Genomic DNA, 24,599 nt, shown 5'->3' with positions numbered 1-24,599 from the left:
TTCTACGTTGGTTTTCTTAGTCGGTGCGGAGACGCTTACAGCGGCTTCCGAAGTCAACGGTCACGGCTCTTTTCGGAACTTGATGCGCTGACGTTGACGATTACTTTAGTGTCTCTGATTTTATAATTGAAATTTATATCATCTATATTCAGCATTTTTTTGGTGAATGACCAAGCTGCCTGAGTGTTACGAGTTTTATTTACACATAGCCAACTGACATATGGCGTTTTTTCGCCCAAACTGCATATTCCGTAACCGTCAGCATCCGTGCCGCGTCCAGTCAGTTTCTGGGTTAAGGAAGTAAGCCAGTGGCTTCAATACGGTCACGAAGCCGAAAGCCTCGCAGGATGAATGGCAAGCCTTGCTGGAACTAATCCAGCCCCTGTCGGTTGACGAAAAGCCCTACCAGGTTAACCAGTTCGCGCATTAAGCCCAGAACTACGGCCTGGACAGTCCTTTTAAGGGCATTTCAATTGCCGGCAAGAGCACCGACTCAACGGAACGTCCTTAATCGAATGCTTAGCGAAGGAGTAAGTTCCAATGTCTCTCGTTAAACAGCTGTGGCTGGCTACCATCATTTTGATTGTAACGGCGTTTGCCGGCAGTCTGGCAGCCAGCTTGGTTTCGGCACAAGCTTACTATCAGGAACAGCTGGCGCTGAAGAACATTGATAGCGCGAACTTCCTTGCCATCACCCTTTCTCAAACCGAAAAAGAGCGGGCCCTGATCCGCTCCTTTCTTGATGCCCAGTTTGCGACTGGCCACTACCAGCGCATCCGCCTGGAATTTGGCAATGGCCAATCGGTTGATGTGCGGAGCGAGGCCACGGATCTGAGCGCTCCGGCCTGGTTTAGGTCGCTGTTCCCGCTCAGGGTACCCGCGGGCGTCGCCAACGTATCTGATAGCTGGGTCAACTATGGGACGGTGTCTGTGGAAAGCGCAACCGACTATGCCGCCAACTCGCTGTGGGTGACTGCCCAACGGTTGTTCATGTGGCTGGCATTAGTTGCCCTGTGCGCTGGATTGGTCGGCAGCTGGCTGGTGCGACGAATCAGCCAGCCCCTAAAAGATGTGGTTCAGCAGGCCGAGGCCATCGGCGAGAAACGCTTCATCGTGTCCGAGGAACCCAGAACCACTGAGTTCCAGCGGGTGGTTCGGGCCATGAACAAATTGTCCCGGCGCGTCGAGCACATGCTGGAGCGCGAGGCCGAGGCACTGGCGGAAATGCGAGAAAAAGCCCTGCACGACCCGGTCACTGGCGTCGCCAACCGGGAGTTCTTTGCCAGTCGTCTTGATGCGCTGCTAGGCGATCACGACAGCGAAGCCCGTCATACCTTGATACTGGCCCGAGTGCCGGACCTTGCAAAACTGAACGCCAAACTTGGTCATGAACAGGTCAATGCTGAGCTAAGTCGATTCTGTGCCCAGGTGTCCGATATTTTTTCGGCCAGCGAACACCACCTCACCGACGTCTTTATCGGGCGTTTAAACGGCTCAGACTTCGGCATTCTGCTCCCGGAGTTTAGCAACACCCATGCGCTCAGCGACGTGCTTGCTTCTGAAATCCAGGGTCCCGGCAGCCAGGAACCCGGCCAGGGTCTGCAGTTTTCAGCATGCGTATTTCACCCGGGCACCAGCCGTGCCGAGGTAATGATGCGGGCCGATCACCTGCTGGCACAGGCGGAACAGACACAAGAACCGCTGGTGATCGGAGAGGACCGTCAGGAAGACATTCCTTTCCGCAACGCCTCGGAATGGCGTGCCGCCATTGAGTCCGCGCTCGACAATGGCGAATTGGATGAGGCGATGCACCCGCTGGTCGGCCGCGACGGCACCCCACTGCATCAGGAAGCCAAGATTCGCCTGAAACTCAACGGCAATTGGCGGGCTGCGGAATACTTCCTGCCCTGGAGCCGGCGCCTGGGCCTGCTCCCCAGGGTTGATATTGCGATGATGAAACACCTGAGTTCGATTGCCCCGCCCGTTATTGGCAACCCGGTGCTCGTCCACGTCTCAACAGAAAGCCTGCTCGATGAGGACACGTGCGATCGCATGTTGAAGCTGATTGAACGGCGACCATCGGAGTCGCACCCGCTCCGGCTCGAACTTCCGGAATCGGCACTGAGCATTGACGACCTGCACCTGGGCTCTTTCATTCACGAAGCACAACAGCGTGGATGCCAGGTTGGTATTGGTGGTGTCGGCCGTAACCTGGAGCGTATTTCCAAGGTGCACGAACTCGGGCTGGACTACATCAAGACGGATCCGGTGTATGCCCAGCTTCTGGAATCAGACCGCACCGCGCAACAGTACGTGCAGCGACTCACGATGTTGGCGCACTCTATTGGGCTTGAGATCTACTTGGCGGGCGCGACGTCCAAGGCCTGCATCGAGGCAGCCTGGGAGGCGGGATTTGATGGCGTAACGGGTCCTGGGGTGGCCCGGGCCAAATAATTGAAGTCGAATAGGTCGTACCCCATCATCGCTGAACAAATCCATTAAAGATCGAATTGCCGTCGCTCAGGCTGATGTTTGTATCTCGAAATCAAACCGATCAAATCAATCCTGTCCAAACCGCTTTTCGCTTGCTTCAGTCCGTCAGACTCAGCACCACAAGACGGTCGCTAGGCTGTAAGTCCAGGTATTCCCGTCGTGGCGGATTCAAATGCAGGTGCCGCCCCTGGGCATCGGCTTGTTGCCGGAATACACCCAGTGCAATTTCGCCCTCATCGGCGAGGATGCGTTCCAGCAGATGGAAATCGACGCTGCCCGGAAGCGGGTAATCGCTCGGTTCACGGAACTGGATTTCCGCGCCACCCACCGTAAACAACTCATCCAACACCATTCTGAGCTCCCGGCGCAACGCGACCTGGGCCAGGATGTGGCTGAGAATCATCGGACTGATCAACATCTCGCTGCGGTGTTCATACAGCAGTGGTCGGTTATCCGGGTCACTGAGCTCGAGAATGAGGTTAGGACGGCATTCTTTCTCCATCAGAATGTCTTCGAGCTGCAGGTAGCCGACCATCGCCCGGGCATCGGCCTCTTCCCCCGAGGCCAGACGATCACTGCTCAATAGAACGATTGAATCGTACGAGGATGGATCAAGCCGCCGCAGCTCACCCTCCACCATATAATCCGCTTCAACATGGTGGCAGTGGACCGTTGGATGATCGCCCACGTAGCGGGAAATCGCCAACGACCGTTCCGCGGCTGGCACCACCGATACCAGGTCCAACGAAAACGACTGATTGCTGTAACTGCCAAATTCCGCGACCAGGCTGGGAACGCGCCGATTCCAGCCAAGCACCAGCACCCGCTGCCCAAGGTCGGCACCGTTGCGCACGGCTACCTTCGGCTCAAGCCGATCGACGGGTGGCAACGACGGCCGCTTGGCATTTGGCTCGGTCTCGGAATAGTCCCTGGCCATCATGATGACCCGGTCATTCGCCTCAATACGCGTCGCCGAGGGTGCAACCAGCCGGACATCCCAGCCTCTGCCAATCGGGCGCAACAAGCCCAGTACAATCACGTTCGGCCGCGCCGACGCCAGTTCCGCCAGCGACAAACCCGCAACTGACTCGCCACCCCGAACATAGATGCTGTTGCCCTCAGAACCGGTCAGCAGTTCGTTGTAAACCTCGGACAAGCCCGGATGAATGATGTTCTGAACAATCAGTGAACTGATCGACGCATCACCGGCGACCACTTCCACCTCACCCGGATAGGCCCTCTCGATGACCGGCAGTTTGCGCACGTCCTGAATCTCGGCCACCACATACGGCAGGGAGGACTGGTACTGACGAGCCTGAGCGGCAATGGACAACAGCGCTTTCACCGTTTCAACATCCGAAGTCACCAGGCTACCGACGCCCTGGCTAGCGCTGGGCACAATCACCGCCGCCGCATCCAGACAGGCAACCCGGTGCAAGGCGTCCGGCTGAATGGCAGAGCCCGACCGCAGAATGATCTGGCGCGCCCGACGCCGGATACCCGGCTCACTCCGAAGTTCATGCACCTGCTCGGCAGAGGCATCTTCCGACAGCACCACCAGGTTCAGTTTCTGAGCATCGTGTTTTTCAAGAAAACGCCGCATCCGGCCAGAGGAGCTCAGCAGTTCCGACAACAACGGCAGTGTCTGGCTGGTCCACCCCAGCACCACGATGTGATTCTTCAGGGTGACTGGCGTCAGTCCGCGCTCCAGGTCGGCCATCTTGGCGATCAACCAGCGGGTCAGGATGGCCACCAGGGTACCCATGAACACCACGTAGCCGCTCACCGTTAGCATGGTGGAGACAAACCGCTGCCAAGTCCCAACATCGTCGCCGAGGTAACCCGGATCTGTCAGCCGCAGAAATGCCCACCAGATGGCCGTACCCACATCGCTGAAAGAGTCGCCTAGAGGCAGCACCAGCAAGCCACCGATCAAGGAGATCAACCCAATAAAAACGCCGACAACGAGAAGTTGGAATCCCGCTCCCTTCACGAGTTGGCGCTCTACCAGAAACTTAACGCGGTCAATAAGCCGAAAGGGCAACATGGTTTTCCTCTATCCAAGTGACGCCAAACTCCGTGATCCTATACCACTTCGCGCCCTATTCAATGTTTACCGTACGGCGTTGTCTGCTCCGCTACGTTGATCAATACGCGATAAAACGCCGCTTCAACCAACCGCCCTTTTGGGATCGATTGATATCTTTCAGTTCCAAAGCTGCGCGTTCGTGACTGATCCGCTGGCCGGTCAAATCCTTATAAATCTGGTTGGCACGTTTGCGCCGCCTCACCGCGGCACCTGCATCCAGAATGGCCTCGAGGCCATCCAGAAGGCGTTCCATGAAGCCAGTATTGTCCTGCCGAGAGCCGGTTGTTTTCTGCAGCTCGGCTTTACGCTGTTTAAGCCGACTACGAATAATTTCAAGCTCGGACTGGATGGCCTGCGTCTGGTTCGTCGAGAGCTCCATCGCCTCCGTCAGCAGGGGGTCGAAATAATCGAAATCGAGCCAACCAAAATCCTCGACCCCGGCCAAATTCCGGGCAGCGGAGAGCACAGAGTCTGGATCGTCCGACAGTAGCAACCGGCCGTCCTGGTAATGTCGGTCCCAGGACTGCCAGCGATAGATGAAATCCAGGCCTGTGCCTTTGATGTTCTGCATTCCCATAATTCGGGTTTCCAGCCCTGGCGGCGTGTCGTCCACGATGGACTGAATAACCTCATCACCCGTTGCATGGCTGTTAGGTAGCACAACCACCCGCTTCCTGAACCAGGTCCGAATCGTATCGGTCAGAGCCTCTGCGCCGGCGCTGCCGGACTGCAGAGCCTGTTGTAACTCTCGATACTGGGTCAGCTCCTGCTCGTCTTCCTGCCATTGACGCAGCACTCCCTCAATGACATCTGCGTCCATCTCGACGGATTCGCAAAAATGCCTGAACGCCTCCCGGTCCGACAGGCTCACGGCACTCGATGGTATCTCGACCCCCATTCCTCGCACCATCGCCAGGATTCGCTGTAAACGGGTCTCGTCTTTGGTCACCACCCGCAGTTGCTTCGCATATTGTTCAAGCGACTCAGCAAGGCGCTCCGAATTCTGATCGGCGAATCCCTCGTTCTCAAGCCGGTTCTGCATCGCATGATCAATGTACGACTGAAGTCCGTCCAGATTAGTGCCGATCAGGAAGTGCCGGTCGGCGCTCAAGTCGTCGACCAGCATTTTGGCAAACACCTGAGACCGGGGCACACGGTCGGCACGGTTATTAATCACCGTGACGATCCACGCATCCGGAGTCTCTTCAGGATGATATTGATTCATCTTAAGCCGCCGCCAGTTCGCAAGAGCAGCGTGACGCTCATTTGCGGACATGCCATTAATGAACGTCAGGTGACGACTGCGCACAGTCACTCGTGGGTAGACTTTAAGTACGCCAAGGTCAGGTACGACACGATCCGCCATTTCCTTGAGCGCATAGTCCGGTTCGAGTTGCAGCTCCGCAGCCATGCGCAAAACGAGCGCAATGTTCAGCGGATGTTCTTCATAGGGAAACCGATCCAATACATCGGCCGCCAGAAGTTCAGCTTCCCACTCTTCCACCTTGACGATGTCACTGCCCTTCTGTTGCGCAGCAGCGTTCAGAAACGGGTACATGTTATGTTCGGTGGTTAGCAACTGACTTCGCTTGGGCACAAATCTCTGCATAACCCTGGGTATTTCGATACCTGACGGGCCCTGGATATCCTCATGGTCGGGATAACAATTGGTGATAGTTGCCATGTCATCCCGCATCCATTGTTCCTGAAGAATCTGAACATAGCGCGGAGTCAGACCCATGCATTCCCACAGAAAAACGTCTGCCCGAAATTTTGACGCCAACCTGACCAGATCAACCTGCTCCCAGATGGAAGCCTTGTCGTACGGCCGGAACAGAAACATTTCACGCAGGCTACCGTTAGCCGGGCTGTACAGAAACATCGCCTCACAGCCCGTTGTTTTGGACACAACGCTCAGCCCCTCGGCGTTGAACAGGGCTGCTTTCAGTCGTTCTGTACCTGATTTTCCCCGGGTGCCCCAGCCACCGACGACAAACGGAAGCCTTGCTCGGGCTCGTTTCATTTGCCGGCCGATATAGATGTGTCTTCCGAAAAAGACCACTGCAGCTGCGGCAATGAACATCACCAGATGCTGAAGGTTATTTTCGTAGACCGAATAGAAATAATTTCGGAAGTCCTGCCAAAGCACTGGTAATGGAGCAATGCTGACCATCCCCGGGAAGAAACGTCGAACCCGTGGGTCCGTGTCGTGGCGAGCACCTTCGTCTTTGCGATGCCCCAAGATCTCGAATCGGAAGCCCAGCTTCTCCAATTCAGCAAGATAAGCATCCGGTTCCCGGCTGGCAGACTCTCGCCAATTGCGAAGCCGGCTAATCTTAGAAAAACGAAATGTTATAGCAAGTCTTGCCCGCAGCCGAGCGACTAGACCCTCGGGTGGATGTATCCGGGTTATACCTTCACTGGTATAGAGCTCGACCGGCCGAGTTGGCCACCCCTGATCAAGAGCCGACAAAACCTGATCAAGTAGCGGTAGGTATGGACGCCAATCCCCATCTTCTGCAATGTGAACCGGTTCACCGGGCACCAGAGTCTCGCTCAGTTCCGCCAGATGCCAGGCAGGTACCTGCATATGGCCGTAAAACACCCGCCCCTTCGTGTGGTTATAATTCTGTCGCTTATCGCTGGCGCTGGTCCTGAGTTCATGGAGGAACCGCCAACTTCGGAACTTGTAACTCGACCCACCGGTGACTTTCAGCCGGTCACCCTGGCGCGAGACATCAAAGCCAAAGCGATTTTCAGCCAGGCTGGCAAGGAAACGTCCCAGGACCTCATCACTAAGTCCCTTCGGATCCAGTCGAATCCGCATCCGACGCTGCCAGTCCAGATCTTTCAGCGGCTTAAAAATGCTCGATCGGGCCAACAGATGATGGCTGGACCAGAGTCGCTCCCTGGTCTGGGCGGCGGCGCGGCGGACCGACGTCTCCTCATGCCCTAGATGAAGGCGCGACAACCGCTGCTCAAGCTCAATACCGGTATCGGAAACCGCCGGTGTCAAATAACTGAGATCCATCAACGCTGCCAAACCCGCCCGCACCAGCAGTGACGATACGTCAGTACTCAGACACGGCTGGATCAGACCCAAGGCAAATTCCTGGGTGCATTTTCGGAATTGGACAAGGCCTGGTAGCAACCGAATCAGGCGAGCTCGAACCCGGTCGCAGGTTTCTTTCTCGGCCAATAACTCAATTAGTGACCCGACCGTTTCCGGCTCCAACTCTGGCAGGATCCCGACCACGCTCTGCCGCACATGTTCACTGCTGTCCAGACAGGCTCGCCGGTATAAATCCCGCGCCCGGCTATGGTGCTGAACTGGCAACATTATCGATAGAATCCGGGCTCGGAAAAATATCTGGTCACCCGCCTCCTGCCGGTCGAATCGATCCTGCGCCAACGTCAACGACGAATCAGAGTCCAGCCGCATGGTCACCCTGAGCGCTTCGGCCTGCAGCCACAAAGGTTGGTTTGGGTCGTTCGAGATGCGATAGCAGTACTGCAGAATCTGCGGTTCAATGAATTCGCCGAACACCCCATGGCTGACATCCAGCAATCCGCAGAGCAGCGAGAGAGTGGCCGTCGTTGCCCGGTGATCTAACTTCTGCGTCAGCAACCGTTCGATCAGATCCGGATTATCAAGCGACGAAAGATGCATCCTTACATCCTCGGCGCGAGTGAAGTTCTGCAGAAAATAACAGACATTGACATTCAGCCGATGGATGCAATAAATCAGTAGGCGCTGCTCTTCACTCGCCTTGCGCTGATACCGATCTCGCAGGGCCGATTCATCGAACCAGCGCTCCAGTGATCTTCGATCGCCCCTGAGACCACGACGACTCTGTCCGAGTTCTTCCGCATAAGCCAACAGATGCTGATGACGCTCCAGGGCGCTGCCCGCACCTTTGTACCGACGTGTAAAACCTCGATAACCCTCATCCAATTGATCCAGAGTGCTCAGGGTTTGCCCGATTCGAAACTCCAGAAAACTTGCCACCTGCTGCACCAACCACTGCGCCTCGGACACGGTCTCAGGACGGTTCCGACCCCGCCGCCAGCGGAGAAATTCCTGCTCAAGCTGGAACGCCAGATGCTTGTATACCTGCCGCCAGTGACTGCTAAGACCCAGCAACATGTGATCCAGCGGGGTTAGCATCTTTTTTGAAGATTTATTCGACATAATTCAGCTCATTCGTGTCCACAGACCGAGCCGCGTTCATTTCGTTTAGATCAAAAAACGAGAAGCGCTCCTGCCGGTAATCTTCCAGGCGTTTGGTGCCCGGTGCGTCCATCCCGAACGACACCTTTAATGATGGCTCAGAGACGTCCAGATCCAGACCGGTATCCAACCTCACGAACCAGCGGCGCCCACGGTTCTGCCACATATGCCACTCTAGGCCTGCCTCCACGATTTGCTGAGAGTCGTTTTCTGGGCGATCGTCATCTTTCTGCAACCATCGTTGCTGGATACCGAGGTATGTGCGGGTGTTGTGAAGCCAGAACTGGTCCCAGCGCAAGGCCATAACAAAGCGGTCCGGGCTCAAGTCCTCATTGGACCGAACCTGGGCATCAAGTAAGAACCGACTATCACGCCAGGGCCGGTAACTCAGTGACTCCGTCCAGTCCAGACCATGGCGATGATTGGATTTGTAAACGGTAAAAACGTCATCGTCGTAAGATGTCGTCCGTGAGCCGCTCGCTCCCTCCGACAGATACCGGGCGAAACCGGACACCTCATGCTCAAGTGTCCAGTGATTGCTGAGTGGCATGTAACCATCCAGTGTTGCCCTCAGGTTGAGGCTGCCAGCAGAATCGCCGAGCTGCCAAAACCCACCGGCGTTAAGATTCAGCCGCCAGTACCGATTGTCCGGGCGCCACGTCAGCCACTGTTGGCTGCCCAAAAGCGCAATGTCCTCAGAACTATGACTCCGATAAAAAACATCCGATTGCCAGTAAAAGCGAGAGAACAGCGGATTCTGTTGGTAGCGCCAGCCCAGCTCGACGAAACGCTCTCGCTCCAGGTCTGAGCCACCGTCAAAGTTGCGACGTTGCACCCAGTCTGCATAGACACCATGGGTGCCAGCCTCGCGGTCCGGATTCGGCAGCCCAGTTGAAACCAACGCCGAAGGCAAGGGCGCATTCGCCCGCTGAAGCGGATGCTCCGGCGTCGGTGTCATTGCCGGCGTTGGCGAAGGAGGCTGAGCCGTCAACCTGCCTGGCTGATGGCGGAGCCCATATACCCTGACATAAGAACCGCTGAGGTCCTCAGCCGAGATAACCAGATTGCCTGCGGCCGGATGATAACGGTATTGCTGAACCCTGCGTTGACCGTCAAATACTTCCAGGCGAAGCCAGGTCGGCTGGTCGACATACAGCTCCAGCGATTGCCCCGGAAGTACCTTGTAATAGCGGCGATTTTGCTCTCTTACTACAGCTTGCCAACCTGAATCAGGGCCATTGCGCTGCTCCAGCTCAAAATAAACCGAGTGACGGCTAGAAGGATTCAGCAATTGCAATTCGATCTGCGACGGACCGGATGAAAGATTCAGCGGTACCCTCCGGTTTGAATCTACCTCACTTAGGTTGAACCGAGAGCGGTGTTCGCCATTGATTCGAATAGCCACAGCCACGGGAGATACCCGCTGAAAGCCAACCTTATCCAAACGAACCTTCAACCGGTATTGCCCGCGCCCACCATCATTCACGGCTACAACAATGGGGTCCATGCCGCTTAACAACTGCTCAGAGACAGCAGGACTTTCTGCAAGCAGGTCGTAACGGTATCTCAGAAACGGAAGCGACGGTGGCCAGTCAGAACTGTCAAACTGCTGTATTCCGGCGCTCTCAAGTACCAGTTCCTCTTGTTGCCAACCTTGCTCCGCATTGATAGCACCCAGTTTCTGCTGGACTTCAAGCGCATCCGGGTACGCCGCCGCCAGCGCATTGCTACGTGCGATTAACGACGGGCGGCGCGAAAAGCCGGGCGTGGCCAACACCTGTGACAAATACTGAGACACCCTATCCAGTGGCTGGGGACGGGACGGTGTCGGTGGAAGCAATTCGCCCCCGGCAGACGTTGGTGTTGGCGAGAAACGGACGCCTGAGCCCAACATGAAGGTTTGCATGGCACCTGCATAGTCATCCTGCAGGTCTGATGCGTCTTTGGCATCCGCTCGGAAACGCCGGCATTGGTCGTTGTTTTCCGTCAGGTCGGGTACCCAATGCGGCGCAACCATCGACAGTTTCGTAGGCAGCGCCCTTTCACCCGGCAACTGGGGCCACTCAGCAACACCCAGATCACAGGCCTGGGTCTGCGCAGCCAGATAAGATCTGGACATGAATTCCGGGGTATTCAGTTCAATATTTACTAACGCTGACTGCTTTCCCGGAGCAATGACGAGTCGATGCTCCCCCGGGCCAAGAGTTGCCTCAATAGTTTCCACACTTCCCGGAAATTCGCTGCCGGCACCGATGATTCGGTGACGATTGAAAACTCCGCTGTTAATGATCGAAAAACGGTAATCCTGATCGTTGTGCAGGATCATCAATTGATCATTCAGGCGACTGGTTCGTTCCCGGTGAAGCAATGCTGTATTGATACGCAGCCGGACCGGGCCAGTCACCGTGAGATTCAGCGGCGTGTTTGGAGAAATCCGTTGACGCTGGTAGAAACGGTTGAGATCAGGGTTGTGCACATTCACCCGCTCAACCGGCCCTTGGAAACCAAACGGCCAGTCCCTCCAACGCCAGGATCCCGGGTAATCGCGCCGAAACAGCGACAGCCAAGCCTCAGCCGGAACCGCATTCGATTCGGGCATTTTTGCCATGAAATCGGTGATCGGATGGTGCCACTCTGACGCTACCGATGGATCATTGAAACCATAGTTTTCCTGGACGTGCAGCTGGCGCCAGGCTTTCTGTTCGGCCGCTGGCAGGACCTCCGCCAGGTGATCTAACGTCAGTTGCCAGTCTGCCAGCACCGCAGTACGAAGTGCGAGTTCATGCATTTCCTGCCGCCGGCTCTCTTCCAGCCGGCCTGATTCGAGTAGCACAAGAGCCAGTTTTAGCGCCACTTGATCGTAACCGTTCCGCTCCATAATCAGAGCAATGTCTGGCAAGACTGACATCTGATCATGATGCACAAACGCGGTGGCTAGAAGACTCTGTAATGCGTATTCGTCGCCATGCTTAATGAACATCTGTTTCAGCACCCGGAACGCCTGACGCTTATTATCCGCATTCGCCGAATGTACAAACACGCCTTCTGCATAGCGACGCGCCAGTGCCGGCTCGTCCGTCGTCGGGAGGGAATCAAGGTTTGTCCGGACCTTTTCCGGTGGCACAGCCGACAAAGCCGGAGAAAGATCGTCAACAAAATTCTGGTAACGGCTACCCAGCCAGTCACGTAGGAACTGGCTGTCCTGAAAAACTCTCGCCACGTCCAGAACACCGGACTTGGAACCGAGACGGTCGACGAAATCGCTATCGCGATGACCTGATGACTGCCAGCTTGACAGAAATACACCCGCACCGAGATCGTTCAGGTAATCCCAGAATTCCTGCTCGGTGAATTCGGGCCAACGTCCCTCCTCAACAGCCATCCGCATGCTGGCCTTGCCCTCAATGGCTTTTACGCTGACGTTGTTCACCCCCTGCGGCAATGGCAAAACCACGTCACTTACCAAGACCTTCGGCGCTGAGCTCAAACTCTGCAGGCGTTCTTGCGAAGGAGCCGTCAGCCGCCGTTGGTCAGGATCTTGCTGGCTGAAGGGTTCAAAGCGCAACAGCTGTTGTTGCTCACCGTAGTGAATACTCAGCGTGACCGGTTGCTGGGGGTTAGTCAGACTGATTTTCAGACGGGTCGGTCCTTGAGTTCGCGGCAAAGCCAGCGTTCGCTTCTGACTCGCAACCTGGAAGTAACCCTCACTGCGATCCTTCGGTTGTTCAGGGCGGGCGTAATACAGGTCATCTTCGACGGTCAGCGCAAATTCGGTCTTTAGTGGCGTCAGCCATTGCTGCGTCGATCCCTCAACCGGCCACAAGACTCTCTCCTGGGTATAACGGCGCCGGAAAACATTATCCAGATAACCGGACTGCCAGCCTTCCATTGTCTTCGAATCAAAGCTCGCAGCCGCCAATTCAGCCGCGCCGGCTCCACGAGTCAGTACCTCATGAATAGCCCACTGTGTCTGCTGCTGTTGAAAGAGCAACCGGTCACGCACTACCGCCAGCGTCTCCATCCAGGGCCGCGAGCTGCCCACTGAGGTGCTGCGATGATGTTCAGCCCTGAGGACTTCGAGCCACAAGTCATTGTCCGAGCGCAACGCGACTTGATGATCACCCTCCGGAACCCATAGGTAGTACCGTTCGGCATGGCTCAGCAAAAGGGACTCTCTACCAAGCTGATATCGGTGCCGTCGGTCCGTTGTGAAGTGCAGATAATGTACATCTGGTGACTGGTCATCCAGAGCGACGGAAATCCTCCCACGACGACGGGTCGACAGCGTATTCTGGGTCTCGCGAAAACTGAGCGCATACAACGCCGGGCCTTCCAGCGTGAATTCATGGGCATCTGTGCGTTGCAATGATTGGACATGCTGCAGGGCCGCTTGAGGATGCCGCCTGAGTGTGACTTCGGGCATCTGTCCTACCGACTCTGGCTGCCAGGTTACTTCTTCCGGCACCGGTCGATATTCTCCCTCTGAAACCCTGAACCGAAGCGTCTCTCCACCATCGTTATGCAACCGAATGGCGCGATCGCCATCAACGGGCTGCAGGCTGACCCTCACGCCATCGGGAATAGTTTTGCTCATAGCCAGCGGGTAGAACCAAGCACCGTCAGAGGATTGCTGTACCTCAAGGCCGTCCAGGCCAGGGAGATCAGCCATCTCAGAGTCCAGGCGCAGGTAACGTCCCGTTTCGATCGGGAACCGCGCGCTCTCTCCCGCCTCCAGGACCAGCACGTCTCCGTTCACCTCAGATTCTTCAATTGCCGAGGGTGCGTGTTCAAACGCCCGAATCTGCTGCCAGATTAGGGGTGCGTTCTGATCTGGGGCTACCCGTTGTCCAGGCGAAACGAGCGCGACAGCGGGCAAGGCAATCAGCCAACATATAACGCCAATAAACCCGCGAACCATCACTACAGCCCACCGTTCAAATCAATGAGACAAGCATTCAGGGCGTTAAAGTCCACCGAGTCGCCGATCAGCTTTTCACGCAGATCCCTTGAAAGTTCCAGGTGCACAAAGCGGTTGTTTCCGAGATGCCGAAGCGCAACCCCTTGGGTATTGGTGGTCCCCCCCAGCTCGCCAACATCCACGGGAAACCGCAAAACGTTCCAACGACCCACTTCTGAGAGGCACGCAGAAAACCGCTCGGCCACCGGCTGCAACCAACGCTGACCGCTGCTAACAATAATGTCTGCGTCGCGGCCGGCCTCACTGGTGCGTTTGCCGGCTGCGAACCCGTGCAATTGAACAACTACACCGCCGGCCCGGCTAAGCCCGAAGGCCCGTGTCAAAGATCCAAACGCGGTGCCTTCAAGGTGAGCCATGTCGGCGTTGCCCGTTCGATCATTGATCTTTAGGCGGCGGTGGGCGCTGTTCAGCGCCAGTACCCTGGCCTTGCTTTCAAGGAACAGATCAATCGCCAACTGACCGGTGTGGCGATCGTAGAACTGATGGGGTGCCTGCAGCATCAGCGCGAGATCAGAATCCAGGCGGAATAGATAATGGCCCAGGCCCTTGCTATGGCGATCTGTTAGCATCACCAGGCCTTCCTCCAGCCATTGCCACTCAAAACCGGCCTGTTCCAGAGTTTGACGTACCTTTGTCAGGTCCGTCTTGGAATCTGCATGGATAAGATCAGCGAACTGCTTCTCCAGCGTGAGTAATTGCTCATTTGTCAGCAGATCGAAACTGTCAACTTTTGATTGCAACGCCTCTCTTGCCTCAACCAGTCGATCAGTCTCTTCAGCCGACACACCGCTCGCCATGCACAGGCAAAGTGGCATGGCCATCAATGAGTGGAATACCGCCTTTTTAATAGCCATCCAGTGACCTCCTGAAGAAACGATAGTTCTGACTCTGCCCCTCACGCACGGTGTAGCCAGCCATCAGACCACCCGGTTTATTGAGCTCCACTGAGATTCGATAACGCCCTGGGGGCAAGTCTTCACCAAGTGGGATGCCGATGGTGACCGGGGATGCCCATGCGCCGGACTGCGAGCCGAGCATCAAGGCTTCGTTATCCTTCACACGAATTTGGTAGCGTCTGTCGAGAAAGCTGAAGTCGTCCAGAAGCCCCTCGGAACGTACTGCATTGCTGACGCGAACCGTCACCGTATAACTCTCTACTCCTTGGGGCGCTATCACCTCGAGGTTGGCAACCTCCCGGGCCAGGACTTTGTCGAGCACAAAGGTCTGCCCCGTTGACTCCGGAAAATACAACGAACGCTTCAAATACCCCGCGCCATCCGGAGGCTGATTGTGATTCAGATACCACTGGCCTGACCCTTCAACTTCGATCCTGTATTTACCCGCATCAACCAGCGGCAGGGAAAAGCGCCCGGTGCGCCCTGCAATGCCTCTGCGCAACCACACTTTCCCGTCTCTGAAAACGGTCACAGTCTCCGGTGCGCTGTCGGAACGGCGGTAAATCAGTTCTGGCATGAAAGAAATGCTTTTCTCGGGAGCGACGAGAGTCAGTGTCACCGGCGCCTTGGGTAAAGCTCGGTAGATGCTACCCACTGCTGATTCGCGCAGAGGTCCTGACAGCCGGTGAGGAAACAGAACCTCACGGGCCAGACTGTTGCGAGCTGGCTGGAGCGCCTCCCAATCGTAGCGTCCACTGGCAATGGCAGGGTTGAGTTCGATCGGCTTGAAAAACCACTGCAAGGTCACTCGTTGCCCTGGCTCCGGTGACGCCATAGGTTTCATGAGAAACCAATTGGGCATTCGGTTGGCGTAGCCCTGCCAAGGCCGACGTTCGCTGGGCAAGTCACGCTCCAATGGCAGGCCCATCAATCGCGCGTAGCCGGTGACCAACAATGGCGTATTACTGGTCACCTCCAGCTCAGCGGCGTTCTCCGCCACTTGCAGAAACAGGCTCTTGGCTTCCGAGACCCGACTGCCAGCCAAGGTTCCGCTGAATCGCTGGTAATAACTGGGCGGTGGATTGATACCCTGCTGATACTCCTCCAACACTTCTCCGCTTTCGTCGGTTACACGTACACTCACCGCAGCTTGCAACCCTGAATCCGGTCGTTCCGGATGAACAAAGGTTCGAAGATCCAGTCGGACCGGTTGGCCGGCGTCGTTGTCTGGATCCAGCATAAATCGCACCGGATTACCCGGCGTGACTATGTCCGCGCGAAGGTAGCGAGCGTCGGGTGTCAATTCGGTACCGGTGTCGTCACCGAACAGTCGAATGGCAACTGGCACACTGGGATTCAGTTTCAGTAATCCAGGAGCGAGTTCTCCCTTCCACACAAGCATTGGCGGTTGCCCCTGCAGCTGGGATTTTTGAACTTCCAGCTCACTATTGCCCTGATGTGCAACATTGGCGGTAAAGTCGCGAACGTTCGCATCCACGGGTTCAATTTCAAGCCGGTAACGACCCTGCCCGGGGATCGGCATTGTCACCCAATGGCTCTGAGTGGCAATTAAACCTGAGGGGACAACCTTGCTGGCATCCATCGGTGGCGCAGGAGGCACATTCAGCGTGTACAGGTAATCACTGGTGAAATCGGTGCCATCAACGCCTTCCGGACCTAGAGGCATCCAGCGAGAAATCAATACATTTTCAATCTCGAACGGACTCACCAGGTGCGGAGGATAGGAATGAGACCGAAGCAGTCGCTTACGCGTTTCCGGGGCCATCCGAGGCCACATTCGCCCAGCATCCGCCCGCGGCCGGGTCTGCTCCTCACTGATTTGCACACCAATTCGATTTTCGGCGACAGGTGTGTCGATCGCACGCAGCTCCAACGACACCGCGGACGGCGCTTCGCCCAGCCCGAAAAAAAGATTCTCAGCGGCACTGGCGACCCGTTCCGGGTCATCATAGAATCGCGCGGGGAATTCACGGCCATCCTCTAGCTGCCGGGGAGGCAGGACAGCGGCCCGAAAATAGTGACGGTCGGAATAGACTTCATTTTCGCGTTCATCCAGCAGCCGATAGGCAAAACCGTAGAGACGGTCAGAATCACCCTCTACCTGATCGGGCAACATCTCAAGATGGGCGAGAATCCGCACGGTGGAGGCACTTTCGGTCAGCGAAAACCTCATCCAACGCTCAGAGCTCAGCCAGAATACTGTTTCCTGATCGGCTTCGTCCGGTAGATCAGGACGCTGGCTCGCGGGACTATCGTTCATCCACTCAAGGGCGACCACCACATACTCTTTTCCGATCGGCCACAACAACAGCAAAATCATCAGCAGTGTGATAGCCCGTCCCAGAACTCTCATTCAGCACCCTCCTGAATCATCAGGAATGACTGACGTGAGCCGACAAAGTCGCGCACAGCACGGGCAAGGTCACTGGCAGACTGATTTTCCGTGAACAGGCTCACGCTGACATCACGACTGGGCGCAAGGTTCGCAATCAGCACCGTTTCACCTGCAGCACGGCGAACAACCAGAAAATCCTGCTGGCTGTTCAGGTCCACCACACGACTGAAACGAAAATCTGGATAACGACTTACCAGCCGCTCCAGAAAGCTGATGTTTCCGCTGGTCTGATAATCACGAAGCACCTTGGTAATGCGCTCAAGCACTGACCGGGATGCAGGCGCAAAGCTGTTTTTAGCCATCAGTTCAGGCAAAGAAGCCAACTGACTTGAAATTCCGACTGCCTCAAACCGGCTCTGCTGCTGCCGATCGTCTCCGCTGGATCGGAACAGTCGTCGGGTATCCGGTCTCAACCAGAGTGTGGTCAGGTCCTTGTTATCCGTCAGGCTCAGATACAGACTCTGAGCGTTGATGGATGCCTCATACCCGGCCGTCGCAGGCTGCCCTTCCACCGGCATGACGCTCAGGCCGAGCCTTCTCAAGGTGCTTTCAATCAGATCACGTCGACTTTCATTGGCGAGTCCGTAATAAGACGCTGCGAGTACGTCCGCACCCCCACTACCAAGCTGAGAAGCATCGCCCATTCCGCGCATCTGAACGGTCTCCAAAGGAGCCGAACCAAGCTCCCGCTGCCAGACCTGATGCACCAGGTTGAAGAGCGTCCGTTGATTCGCAGGGTGCGTAACATCCGCCCGGCCGTCAGCGTTGGCGTACGGATGCGAGCCCGAAATCATCAGCATCGCGGCTTGACTCTCTTCAAAAAACGTGGCGCCAAACTCAAAGGTGTTCAACTCGTACAGCGGTCGCGGCACCTGAATCGACAACGGTTTCGCCGGTCCTAACCGAAACACATAAATGCCCCAGTTGCGCACTTGGTTTTCGGCACTGAGTACGGGTGCAAGGATCAGGTAATTGGCCCGGGTTTCAATGTGCTGATATCGGGACACTTGATAACCCTGACTCTGGGCCAACACTGAGAGGCGGACCAACCTTGGTTCCGAAGTGGACTGCCAGCCGCCTCGCAACTCCTGATGGACCAGTTGGAACAGCGGGGTCAGTACCAACTGATCAAAAAACGCCAGAGTCCCCAGCTCAGGTTCTTGAAACTGATCGGAGCCGGCCTCGGCAATCAGCGTTTTGTTATCGGCCAGCCAGCGCTGCAGGTAACCGTCAATCCTCTTGTTCTGAAGCTGTGTCTGAAGCTGATAGGCATCGCCATAGGCGATCCAGCGGCGTAGGTCACCGGAACCAATGAAGAGTTCCGCAAACCCATCCTGAACGGCATCCCGCTGCCGATTATTCAAAGGCGACGGCGCCCAGGTGACCTGTACATCTTCCGTTCGGTCCTTGATGTTTCGGAGACTCAAGCCCTCGGGAAGGCTCTGCTTCACCCAAAGCTTTGACGTCGCGGCCTCCCCCTCAAGGTCCAGACCCGAGGCGCGCACTCCTAGCAAAGGCCTGGCCGTAGACTGGGTGTAGCTGCGTAACTGCAATACATTGCTGTCAGCAAACACCCGATGGAATGTCTGAAACGCCGTGGCAGGGTTCAGCAAAACATCCCCGGCCCCATCGGGACTGGCAAAGCGACGTGAGCCCGACATGGCCAAGCCCCGGGGACGGTCCTGCAGTAACATCCAGAACCCGGCTTCTGCTGCTGCGTTTTCATCCAGGGGCGCAGGCACCTGCACAAACAGGGGGCTGGACGGGTCAAGGTTGAGGAAGTAAAGGCCCCAACCTCGAGCCGGATCGGAGTCAGATACGGCCAGAATGTCGTTATTGACCACTTCAAGCTGAAAACCCTGTGCGCTCAAAGCAACGTTGGCCCTGGCAAGGTCCTCTGAATTTCCAGTCTGAGTGTACTGCCGCAACCATTTGAACCCTGTTTCAATTTGGTCGAGTTCCACGGGAGTGGGGGCCAGATACAAATCTGACTGTTCGGAGTCATACAGATCTGCGAACTTCTGGTGGAGGTAATCGAGGGGCTTGTCCACCGTCTGCTGCGTTATCTGATAGGCCGTATCCTTCAACTCCGTGTACTGTTCCCGATCAGGAAGCAGCGTCAAACCGAAACCGATAACGCTGGCGACCAACACCGCTACTGCTGAGGTCTGCAGGGACGCTCGGGTAACCAGAGCCGGGATATCCTTCTGATGCATTTTTAAGGCAATCAATGTCGCCAGCAGGTATCCGAAACCATAATAATCAGTGATTTTTGCACTGGGCGCCCAGTCAATAAGCGCAAACCCCAGGATCATCTTATAAACAAAACTGATGGTGAAAAACAGCAACAGCAGCCTGGCACCTTCGATGTTTCGCTGACGCAAAACCGGCAATGTCAGTAGCAGCCGAGCCAGAAAGAGGATGACAAAGGTTTCCACGAACGTGGCCAGCAGTTTCGAGGGTTGGTACCACTGCAATGCCAGCAGGGAGGGAACCAGAATGCCGTTATACTCCCAGCCATATCGGATGTTCATCCTCGACGCCAGGAAAGCCGATGTCAGCAGTATGATGTACGCCTTGGGACTGGCAAGAATTGAGCTGGCCAGATCTTCATACATATAACTGAGTGTGTTGATATTGAAGTTGGTGAATTCCATCAAAACCCAACGCACCAGCACATAGGTAATGCCAAGGTACAGCGCCAGCGAGGTGGCCCCGAACCTCAATCCTCCATTCCAGAACTGGTTGGCGATCAGGGCAACCACAATTAGGCCAAAGCTATGCAGGTTGCTGCGAATGCTGTATTCAACGCCCTGCTCCGCCAGCACACCCTCAAGGTAAGGGAAAGCCGCGCCGTCAAAGACCAAGCGGACCATGATGCTCAACAGAACCAGCGCAAAAAAGCGGTCACGGCCAAACAATTCGGCATACCCCATCGCCTTGGGCAGCGTCTCAGCCAGCAATCGGGCCAGAAGATAGGTGACAACACCCTCGAACAGCACGACATAACCACTGATCGGTCGAACTATCAGGAGCGGAATGACGTAGCCAGGCACCACCAGTCCAGACAAGGTGGTACCGAAGCGGAGGTTGAGAAAAACCACCACACAAACGCCCACCCAGACGGTCGTGATGACCGAACTGGAGAGCCCGCCGGTGGGGAAAATTTCGAGAGGGAAAAGAGCGTCAAGCATGCAAAGAGTTCAACGCCTTCAGCAACTGACCAATGCGCTCGCTGGTCAACGGTTTCTGGAATGCGGCGTGCACCCGCCTTTGGGCCAGCAGAGTGTCGATCTCAGCCGTATTCGTGGCCGTCACCACAAGTACCGGTATCTGGGGAAATTCCTCGTTTAGCCATTGGATCAACCTGACTCCGTCCATTTCGGGCATGGCAAGATCGGTGATCACAGCCTCAATATCGGCCCGTTCCTTGATCAGCTCCACGGCCTGGTCACCATTGGCCGCGGTATACACCTGTCGTCCGGTATCGGCAATCAGCTCTTCCAGCAATTGCAGCAGGAATGGGTCGTCCTCCACAATAAGTACAGACTTGGGCGGTTCTTTGATCTTATGTGTCTGCATCACCGTCCTCCTGCCGACCCGTCATTGTCTGAGCATCACTAAGAGCCATAGACCTAAAATTCAATTGCAAGCAAAACCCCTTACCCACTTCCGCGGTTATCTCGGCTTGGCCGCCCCAGTCTGAGACAGATTTTACGACACCGAGACTTTCTTCAATCGGGTCATCGCTGTTCAATAATTCTACAACCGGTTTTGCTAAAATGCGGTCCAGCGCCACTTGTGGCAAACCATAACCCACATTGCTCAGGGTGATACTGACCTGAGGCGCAGGCCCAGCAAACTCTTTCACCGACACCGCCAACTGGGTCCCAGGGCTGGCGTCCGTCGTCAGAAGACGGAGCACCTTATCCATCAAATCAGAAAGCTCATCTGCAGCGGTATCGACCAGAGGAACGACGATTGGTACGTCTCGCAAGACGGTCAGCCGTTTCTGCTTGATCGCCGGCTCACTACGACGAAGTGCATTATTCAACGTTCGCAGCACGTTAACCGGCTCTGCCGATTCCAGGCTCTGTAGCTGTTGACCTCCAACAACTTGCTGTTCGACCTTACTAAGGGTGGACTCGACAAATGAGGTGAAGTCACGTACCTGACTCAATAATCGTTCCCCTGAAGGTACATTTTTCAAATCAGGCGAGGTCAGGTGCGCGGCCAATGTGACCCGGGAAAGTTGGTTTCGGAGACCCAGAAAGAACTGCTGTATCAGGTCGTCACGTCGTTCCAGCGCGGCACCTGCGTGGCTTGAATCCGTAATTTCGAAGGAAAGACCTAGCAACTTGAAGGGCTGAGGCGCGTTCGTGGCTTTGACGGCGTCCAGATCTTTTTTCACCGTACTGATCGGCCGTATGGCTAACATCAAACCCTGCTGACCACTGATCGCTCTGACAGGCAACCTGATCTCGGCGCGCTTGAGAGTCACGTGTCGCAAGTCACGACGAGCATTGTCCTGGGTCAGACCACACAGCTCACAGAGAAAATCCAGCGCAGTCATTTTGTACACCGCCAGATTTCTCTGGGTGGCAATATCCAACGCCCGAGCATTAGCCTGCAGGACCTGACCGAAAAGATCGTACATGATAGCGCCCGTGTTCAGGCTGTCGAACATCGTTTCAAGCGTGCCCAACCGGTTGCCAAGTAATTCCAAGGACGATCGCAGCTGCTCCGAACTATTTCGTCCGACCTCCAAAGCAAGAATCCTGCGACCCAAACGACGGTTTCGCCGCTTTTCATGAGCCAGTTGCTGACGGTGATAGAGAAGCTCGCCGATCTGAAGAGCGAAACTGGCAATATTGCTTTCGAATGTTTCTCGACTCCAGTCACTGCCCGGCCTGACCGTCAATGCCCAAAAACCGAGCACCTCGCCGCCGAAGATTAATGGCGTCAAATATTCAAGTTCCTGCGTGTCAGAGGAGTTAAAGTACGCCCGTTTCAATTGCAGCGGTCTGCGATGCTGCAGAGCATCACTGTATGGAACACGCTCGTAATCACGGCGCTGTTCAGCGATGTCACCAATATTACAATTGATCGCCTCAATTTCGCGCACTCGGTGGTCGCCAGGCACCCGCTCGAGCAAAATAGACCGCTCCAGGTTCAACTGTTGACTGATGAAAACCACCAGCTTGGGCCAGGGCGAAGCACTCTCATTAAACTCCTCAGGAATGTAACGCTCGAACAGTGCGGCATTCGTTGTCCCCAACATTTCGGTGACGGTTCGCTCTTCATTTGCGCGTCGCGCCTGATACACAAACAGTAGCGATGCCAACTGAACAACCGACAGGTCCACAACGGGCAACACAGTGTGAAAATACTGCAGCGAGAACCACCCCGCGCCACCAATTACCCCAAGAAAAACCAACGAAAACAATGAACCGAAGACCGGAGACAGCCACTGAAACACGAATAGGTTGAGCAAAAACAATAAAAGAATGAACAACACCGTCCACACCGAATTCAGTACGGTTAAGCCGGCGTTCCCCTCGGCAGTCGCCCAGATGAGCCCCTGCATTTTTAACGGACTCAGGGGCGAGGCCGAACCGGGAACCGGGAAGCCAGGAGACAATGCGTCTTCCGATGGCCCAAGCAATACAACCCGACCTTCGACAACCTCCGCAATCACCTCGCCCTCAAGCACCTGCTGTTGACGAACAATAGGCAATCCGTTTTTCAGGAATCCAAAATTCAGGTACAAAGGCGACCGTTCTGAATCTTGCTCATTCAGCAAGGTCAAAAACCAAGGCACCATCACGCCGGCTTCGTTCTTCTCAGATTGATCAAGGCGCAATGGTGCATAGCGAAAGTAACCCGCCTCAAACGATGGGGGAACAATCCAGCTCACTCCTTCTGCCTTTGCCCTGTCGGTGCCAGGCGCTGCCGTCACCAGAATTTTGTCGGACAAATCCGTGGAAAGATTCTCTGCGGCGGCCGCCAGTGGCCCTGGCATCACCACCGTCCGTGTTGCACCCAGCCGGTTCAGTTCAACGACCAAATCCGTTAATGTTCCGGAGTCTGATGCACCACCTGCCTGTTCAACCAACAGAACCGCCGGCTCCCGATCAAGGCTGATGACGCCAAGGTCAAAAAGCCAGTCGCTGTACATCTGATTACCGGTACGCCACGAATCGGACGCTGACGCCGCAATCAGAAGAATAAAAGCCAGTGCGCTCGCCACAACGACACGCCAGTTTCGAATTTTTGCCATGAATTCTAGTTTTTTATGTGAATTTCATATCAGCCAGCCACTGCCTGCCTGCCGATTCAAGTATCCGTTGACCTCTGGCGTAAGCTTTTCATGATGCAGTCAAATTGACTATCGGAAAATTTTACGATTCCTTAACATGAAAAGTTGCATATTTAATACGAATATTTTTACGGAACGATGCCTTTTATGATCTTGAGTAATCTCTTTGCTGTGCCGCTTGTGCTGCTTACCCTCTTGATCGCCACAATTTCCGGGTGTGCGACTATGCACCGAGACGTCCCAAAAGAGAGCTTTCCAGCAACGCAATATGACGCAGTACTCCTTCAACTGAGCAGCCGGCAACCACTTAATATTGACGAATTGGCCTCAAAACTCGAAGGCATAGATGTTGTTATCGTTGGAGAATATCACGGACATCATGCATCGCATTTGCTGCAATCGTCGCTTCAAGCTGCACTCTATCGTCAGAATCCAAAGCAGGTGCTCACCATGGAACAGTTTGAATTGGAGAGCCAACTCGAACTTAACCGATACACTGAGGGTGAGTCTGGGGAATCAGAGATGATTGAAGACGCCGCCGCTTGGGACAACTATCGGGCGTCTTACCGACCATTGGTAGAGTTTGCACGAACCCGCGACATTCCCGTTCTTGCCGCCAATGCGCCGGCTGATATCGTACGATGCATCGGACAAAAGGGGCCGGACTACCTCGACACACTGGATGAAGAGCGCCGCAGGCGCTTACCCCAAAAGCCCTTTGTCGATACACCCGCTTATGAGGAGAAGTTTATAGCCGCCGTTTCAAGTAGTCACGGCGCCGGAGATCCAAGCACCAAGGAACGCATCCAAAATATCTACCACGCTCAGCTCCTGCGAGACAACACGATGGCAATGCGAATTCTGGACGCCCGTCGAGCCTACCCAGACCATCAGATTCTGCATGTCACCGGCACGTTCCACAGTGAAGAGAGACTGGGTACCGTCGCGATGCTGGAATCGCGCGCGCCGGAAATCTCGGTGACCGTAATCTCGCCGGTGTTCTGGCGCGACCCGCAGTCTCCTCCGCCTATAGAAGAGCACCGTCTGCACGGAGACTTTCTGTATTTTATTCAGCCGCTGCCAGTGGAATTTCGCGACCCCGAACGAAAACGTGCGGCAACGAATGCTCGCTTTAGTCAGTCGACATTAGATCCGTGCAACTAAGCGCCGTCGAAAA

General features: G+C 55.5%; 10 protein-coding genes. 2 read left to right on the top strand and 8 right to left on the bottom strand.

From position 1 onward, the window contains the following. Positions 1–540: 540 nt before the first annotated feature. Positions 541–2,454 (top strand): EAL domain-containing protein, encoded by a 1,914-nt coding sequence (locus FCS96_RS02460; protein ID WP_138438653.1) that lies wholly within the window; start codon positions 541–543, stop codon positions 2,452–2,454. Positions 2,455–2,590: 136 nt separating this feature from the next. On the opposite strand, the gene FCS96_RS02455 is transcribed toward FCS96_RS02460, so the two are convergent. The 8 genes from FCS96_RS02455 to FCS96_RS02420 all read right to left on the bottom strand — a co-directional run bounded on the left by FCS96_RS02455 (position 2,591) and on the right by FCS96_RS02420 (position 23,383). Next, on the bottom strand, positions 2,591–4,540 hold the full coding sequence (locus FCS96_RS02455; RefSeq protein WP_138438652.1) for a CASTOR/POLLUX-related putative ion channel: 1,950 nt from the start codon (positions 4,538–4,540) through the stop codon (positions 2,591–2,593). A 100-nt stretch (positions 4,541–4,640) separates the two neighbouring features. Beyond that, positions 4,641–8,774, bottom strand: a complete 4,134-nt coding sequence (locus FCS96_RS02450) for a hypothetical protein (RefSeq protein ID WP_138438651.1) — start codon at positions 8,772–8,774, stop codon at positions 4,641–4,643. Next, positions 8,764–13,569, bottom strand: a complete 4,806-nt coding sequence (locus FCS96_RS02445; RefSeq protein ID WP_138438650.1) for a hypothetical protein — start codon at positions 13,567–13,569, stop codon at positions 8,764–8,766. Before FCS96_RS02445 ends, FCS96_RS02450 begins: the two co-directional genes overlap by 11 nt. A 164-nt stretch (positions 13,570–13,733) precedes the next feature. Further along, complete coding sequence (locus tag FCS96_RS02440; RefSeq protein WP_138438649.1) at positions 13,734–14,645, bottom strand: hypothetical protein; 912 nt, start codon at positions 14,643–14,645, stop codon at positions 13,734–13,736. Continuing rightward, positions 14,635–17,061 carry a carboxypeptidase-like regulatory domain-containing protein gene (locus FCS96_RS02435; protein WP_138438648.1) on the bottom strand — a complete coding sequence of 809 codons (2,427 nt, stop codon included), beginning with the start codon at positions 17,059–17,061 and terminating at the stop codon, positions 14,635–14,637. The genes FCS96_RS02440 and FCS96_RS02435 overlap by 11 nt, the downstream gene beginning before the upstream one ends. Continuing rightward, a complete protein-coding gene (locus FCS96_RS02430; protein ID WP_138438647.1) occupies positions 17,058–20,297 on the bottom strand; it encodes a poly-gamma-glutamate biosynthesis protein PgsC/CapC in 3,240 nt (1,079 codons plus the stop codon). Before FCS96_RS02430 ends, FCS96_RS02435 begins: the two co-directional genes overlap by 4 nt. Then, a complete protein-coding gene (locus FCS96_RS02425; protein ID WP_138438646.1) occupies positions 20,290–20,685 on the bottom strand; it encodes a response regulator in 396 nt (131 codons plus the stop codon). Before FCS96_RS02425 ends, FCS96_RS02430 begins: the two co-directional genes overlap by 8 nt. Next, positions 20,672–23,383 (bottom strand): hypothetical protein, encoded by a 2,712-nt coding sequence (locus FCS96_RS02420; protein WP_138438645.1) that lies wholly within the window; start codon positions 23,381–23,383, stop codon positions 20,672–20,674. Before FCS96_RS02420 ends, FCS96_RS02425 begins: the two co-directional genes overlap by 14 nt. Before the next feature lie 186 nt (positions 23,384–23,569). On the opposite strand from FCS96_RS02420, the gene FCS96_RS02415 reads away from it, so the two are divergent. Next, a complete protein-coding gene (locus FCS96_RS02415; protein ID WP_323053719.1) occupies positions 23,570–24,586 on the top strand; it encodes a ChaN family lipoprotein in 1,017 nt (338 codons plus the stop codon). Positions 24,587–24,599: the final 13 nt, after the last annotated feature.

The sequence above is a fragment of the Marinobacter alexandrii genome (assembly GCF_005871205.1).
In the GTDB taxonomy this organism is placed as follows: domain Bacteria; phylum Pseudomonadota; class Gammaproteobacteria; order Pseudomonadales; family Oleiphilaceae; genus Marinobacter; species Marinobacter alexandrii.
Note: the sequence above shows the minus strand (reverse complement) of the source record. Positions and strands in the feature narration are given on the sequence as shown.

What these genes read in the sequence shown, in the direction of transcription:
- FCS96_RS02460 (WP_138438653.1), top strand. Translation starts at nt 541, where the DNA reads ATGTCTCTCGTTAAACAGCTGTGGCTGGCTACCATCATTTTGATTGTA.
- FCS96_RS02455 (WP_138438652.1), bottom strand. Translation starts at nt 4,540, where the DNA reads ATGTTGCCCTTTCGGCTTATTGACCGCGTTAAGTTTCTGGTAGAGCGC.
- FCS96_RS02450 (WP_138438651.1), bottom strand. Translation starts at nt 8,774, where the DNA reads ATGTCGAATAAATCTTCAAAAAAGATGCTAACCCCGCTGGATCACATG.
- FCS96_RS02440 (WP_138438649.1), bottom strand. Translation starts at nt 14,645, where the DNA reads ATGGCTATTAAAAAGGCGGTATTCCACTCATTGATGGCCATGCCACTT.
- FCS96_RS02435 (WP_138438648.1), bottom strand. Translation starts at nt 17,061, where the DNA reads ATGAGAGTTCTGGGACGGGCTATCACACTGCTGATGATTTTGCTGTTG.
- FCS96_RS02430 (WP_138438647.1), bottom strand. Translation starts at nt 20,297, where the DNA reads ATGCTTGACGCTCTTTTCCCTCTCGAAATTTTCCCCACCGGCGGGCTC.
- FCS96_RS02425 (WP_138438646.1), bottom strand. Translation starts at nt 20,685, where the DNA reads ATGCAGACACATAAGATCAAAGAACCGCCCAAGTCTGTACTTATTGTG.
- FCS96_RS02420 (WP_138438645.1), bottom strand. Translation starts at nt 23,383, where the DNA reads ATGGCAAAAATTCGAAACTGGCGTGTCGTTGTGGCGAGCGCACTGGCT.
- FCS96_RS02415 (WP_323053719.1), top strand. Translation starts at nt 23,570, where the DNA reads ATGATCTTGAGTAATCTCTTTGCTGTGCCGCTTGTGCTGCTTACCCTC.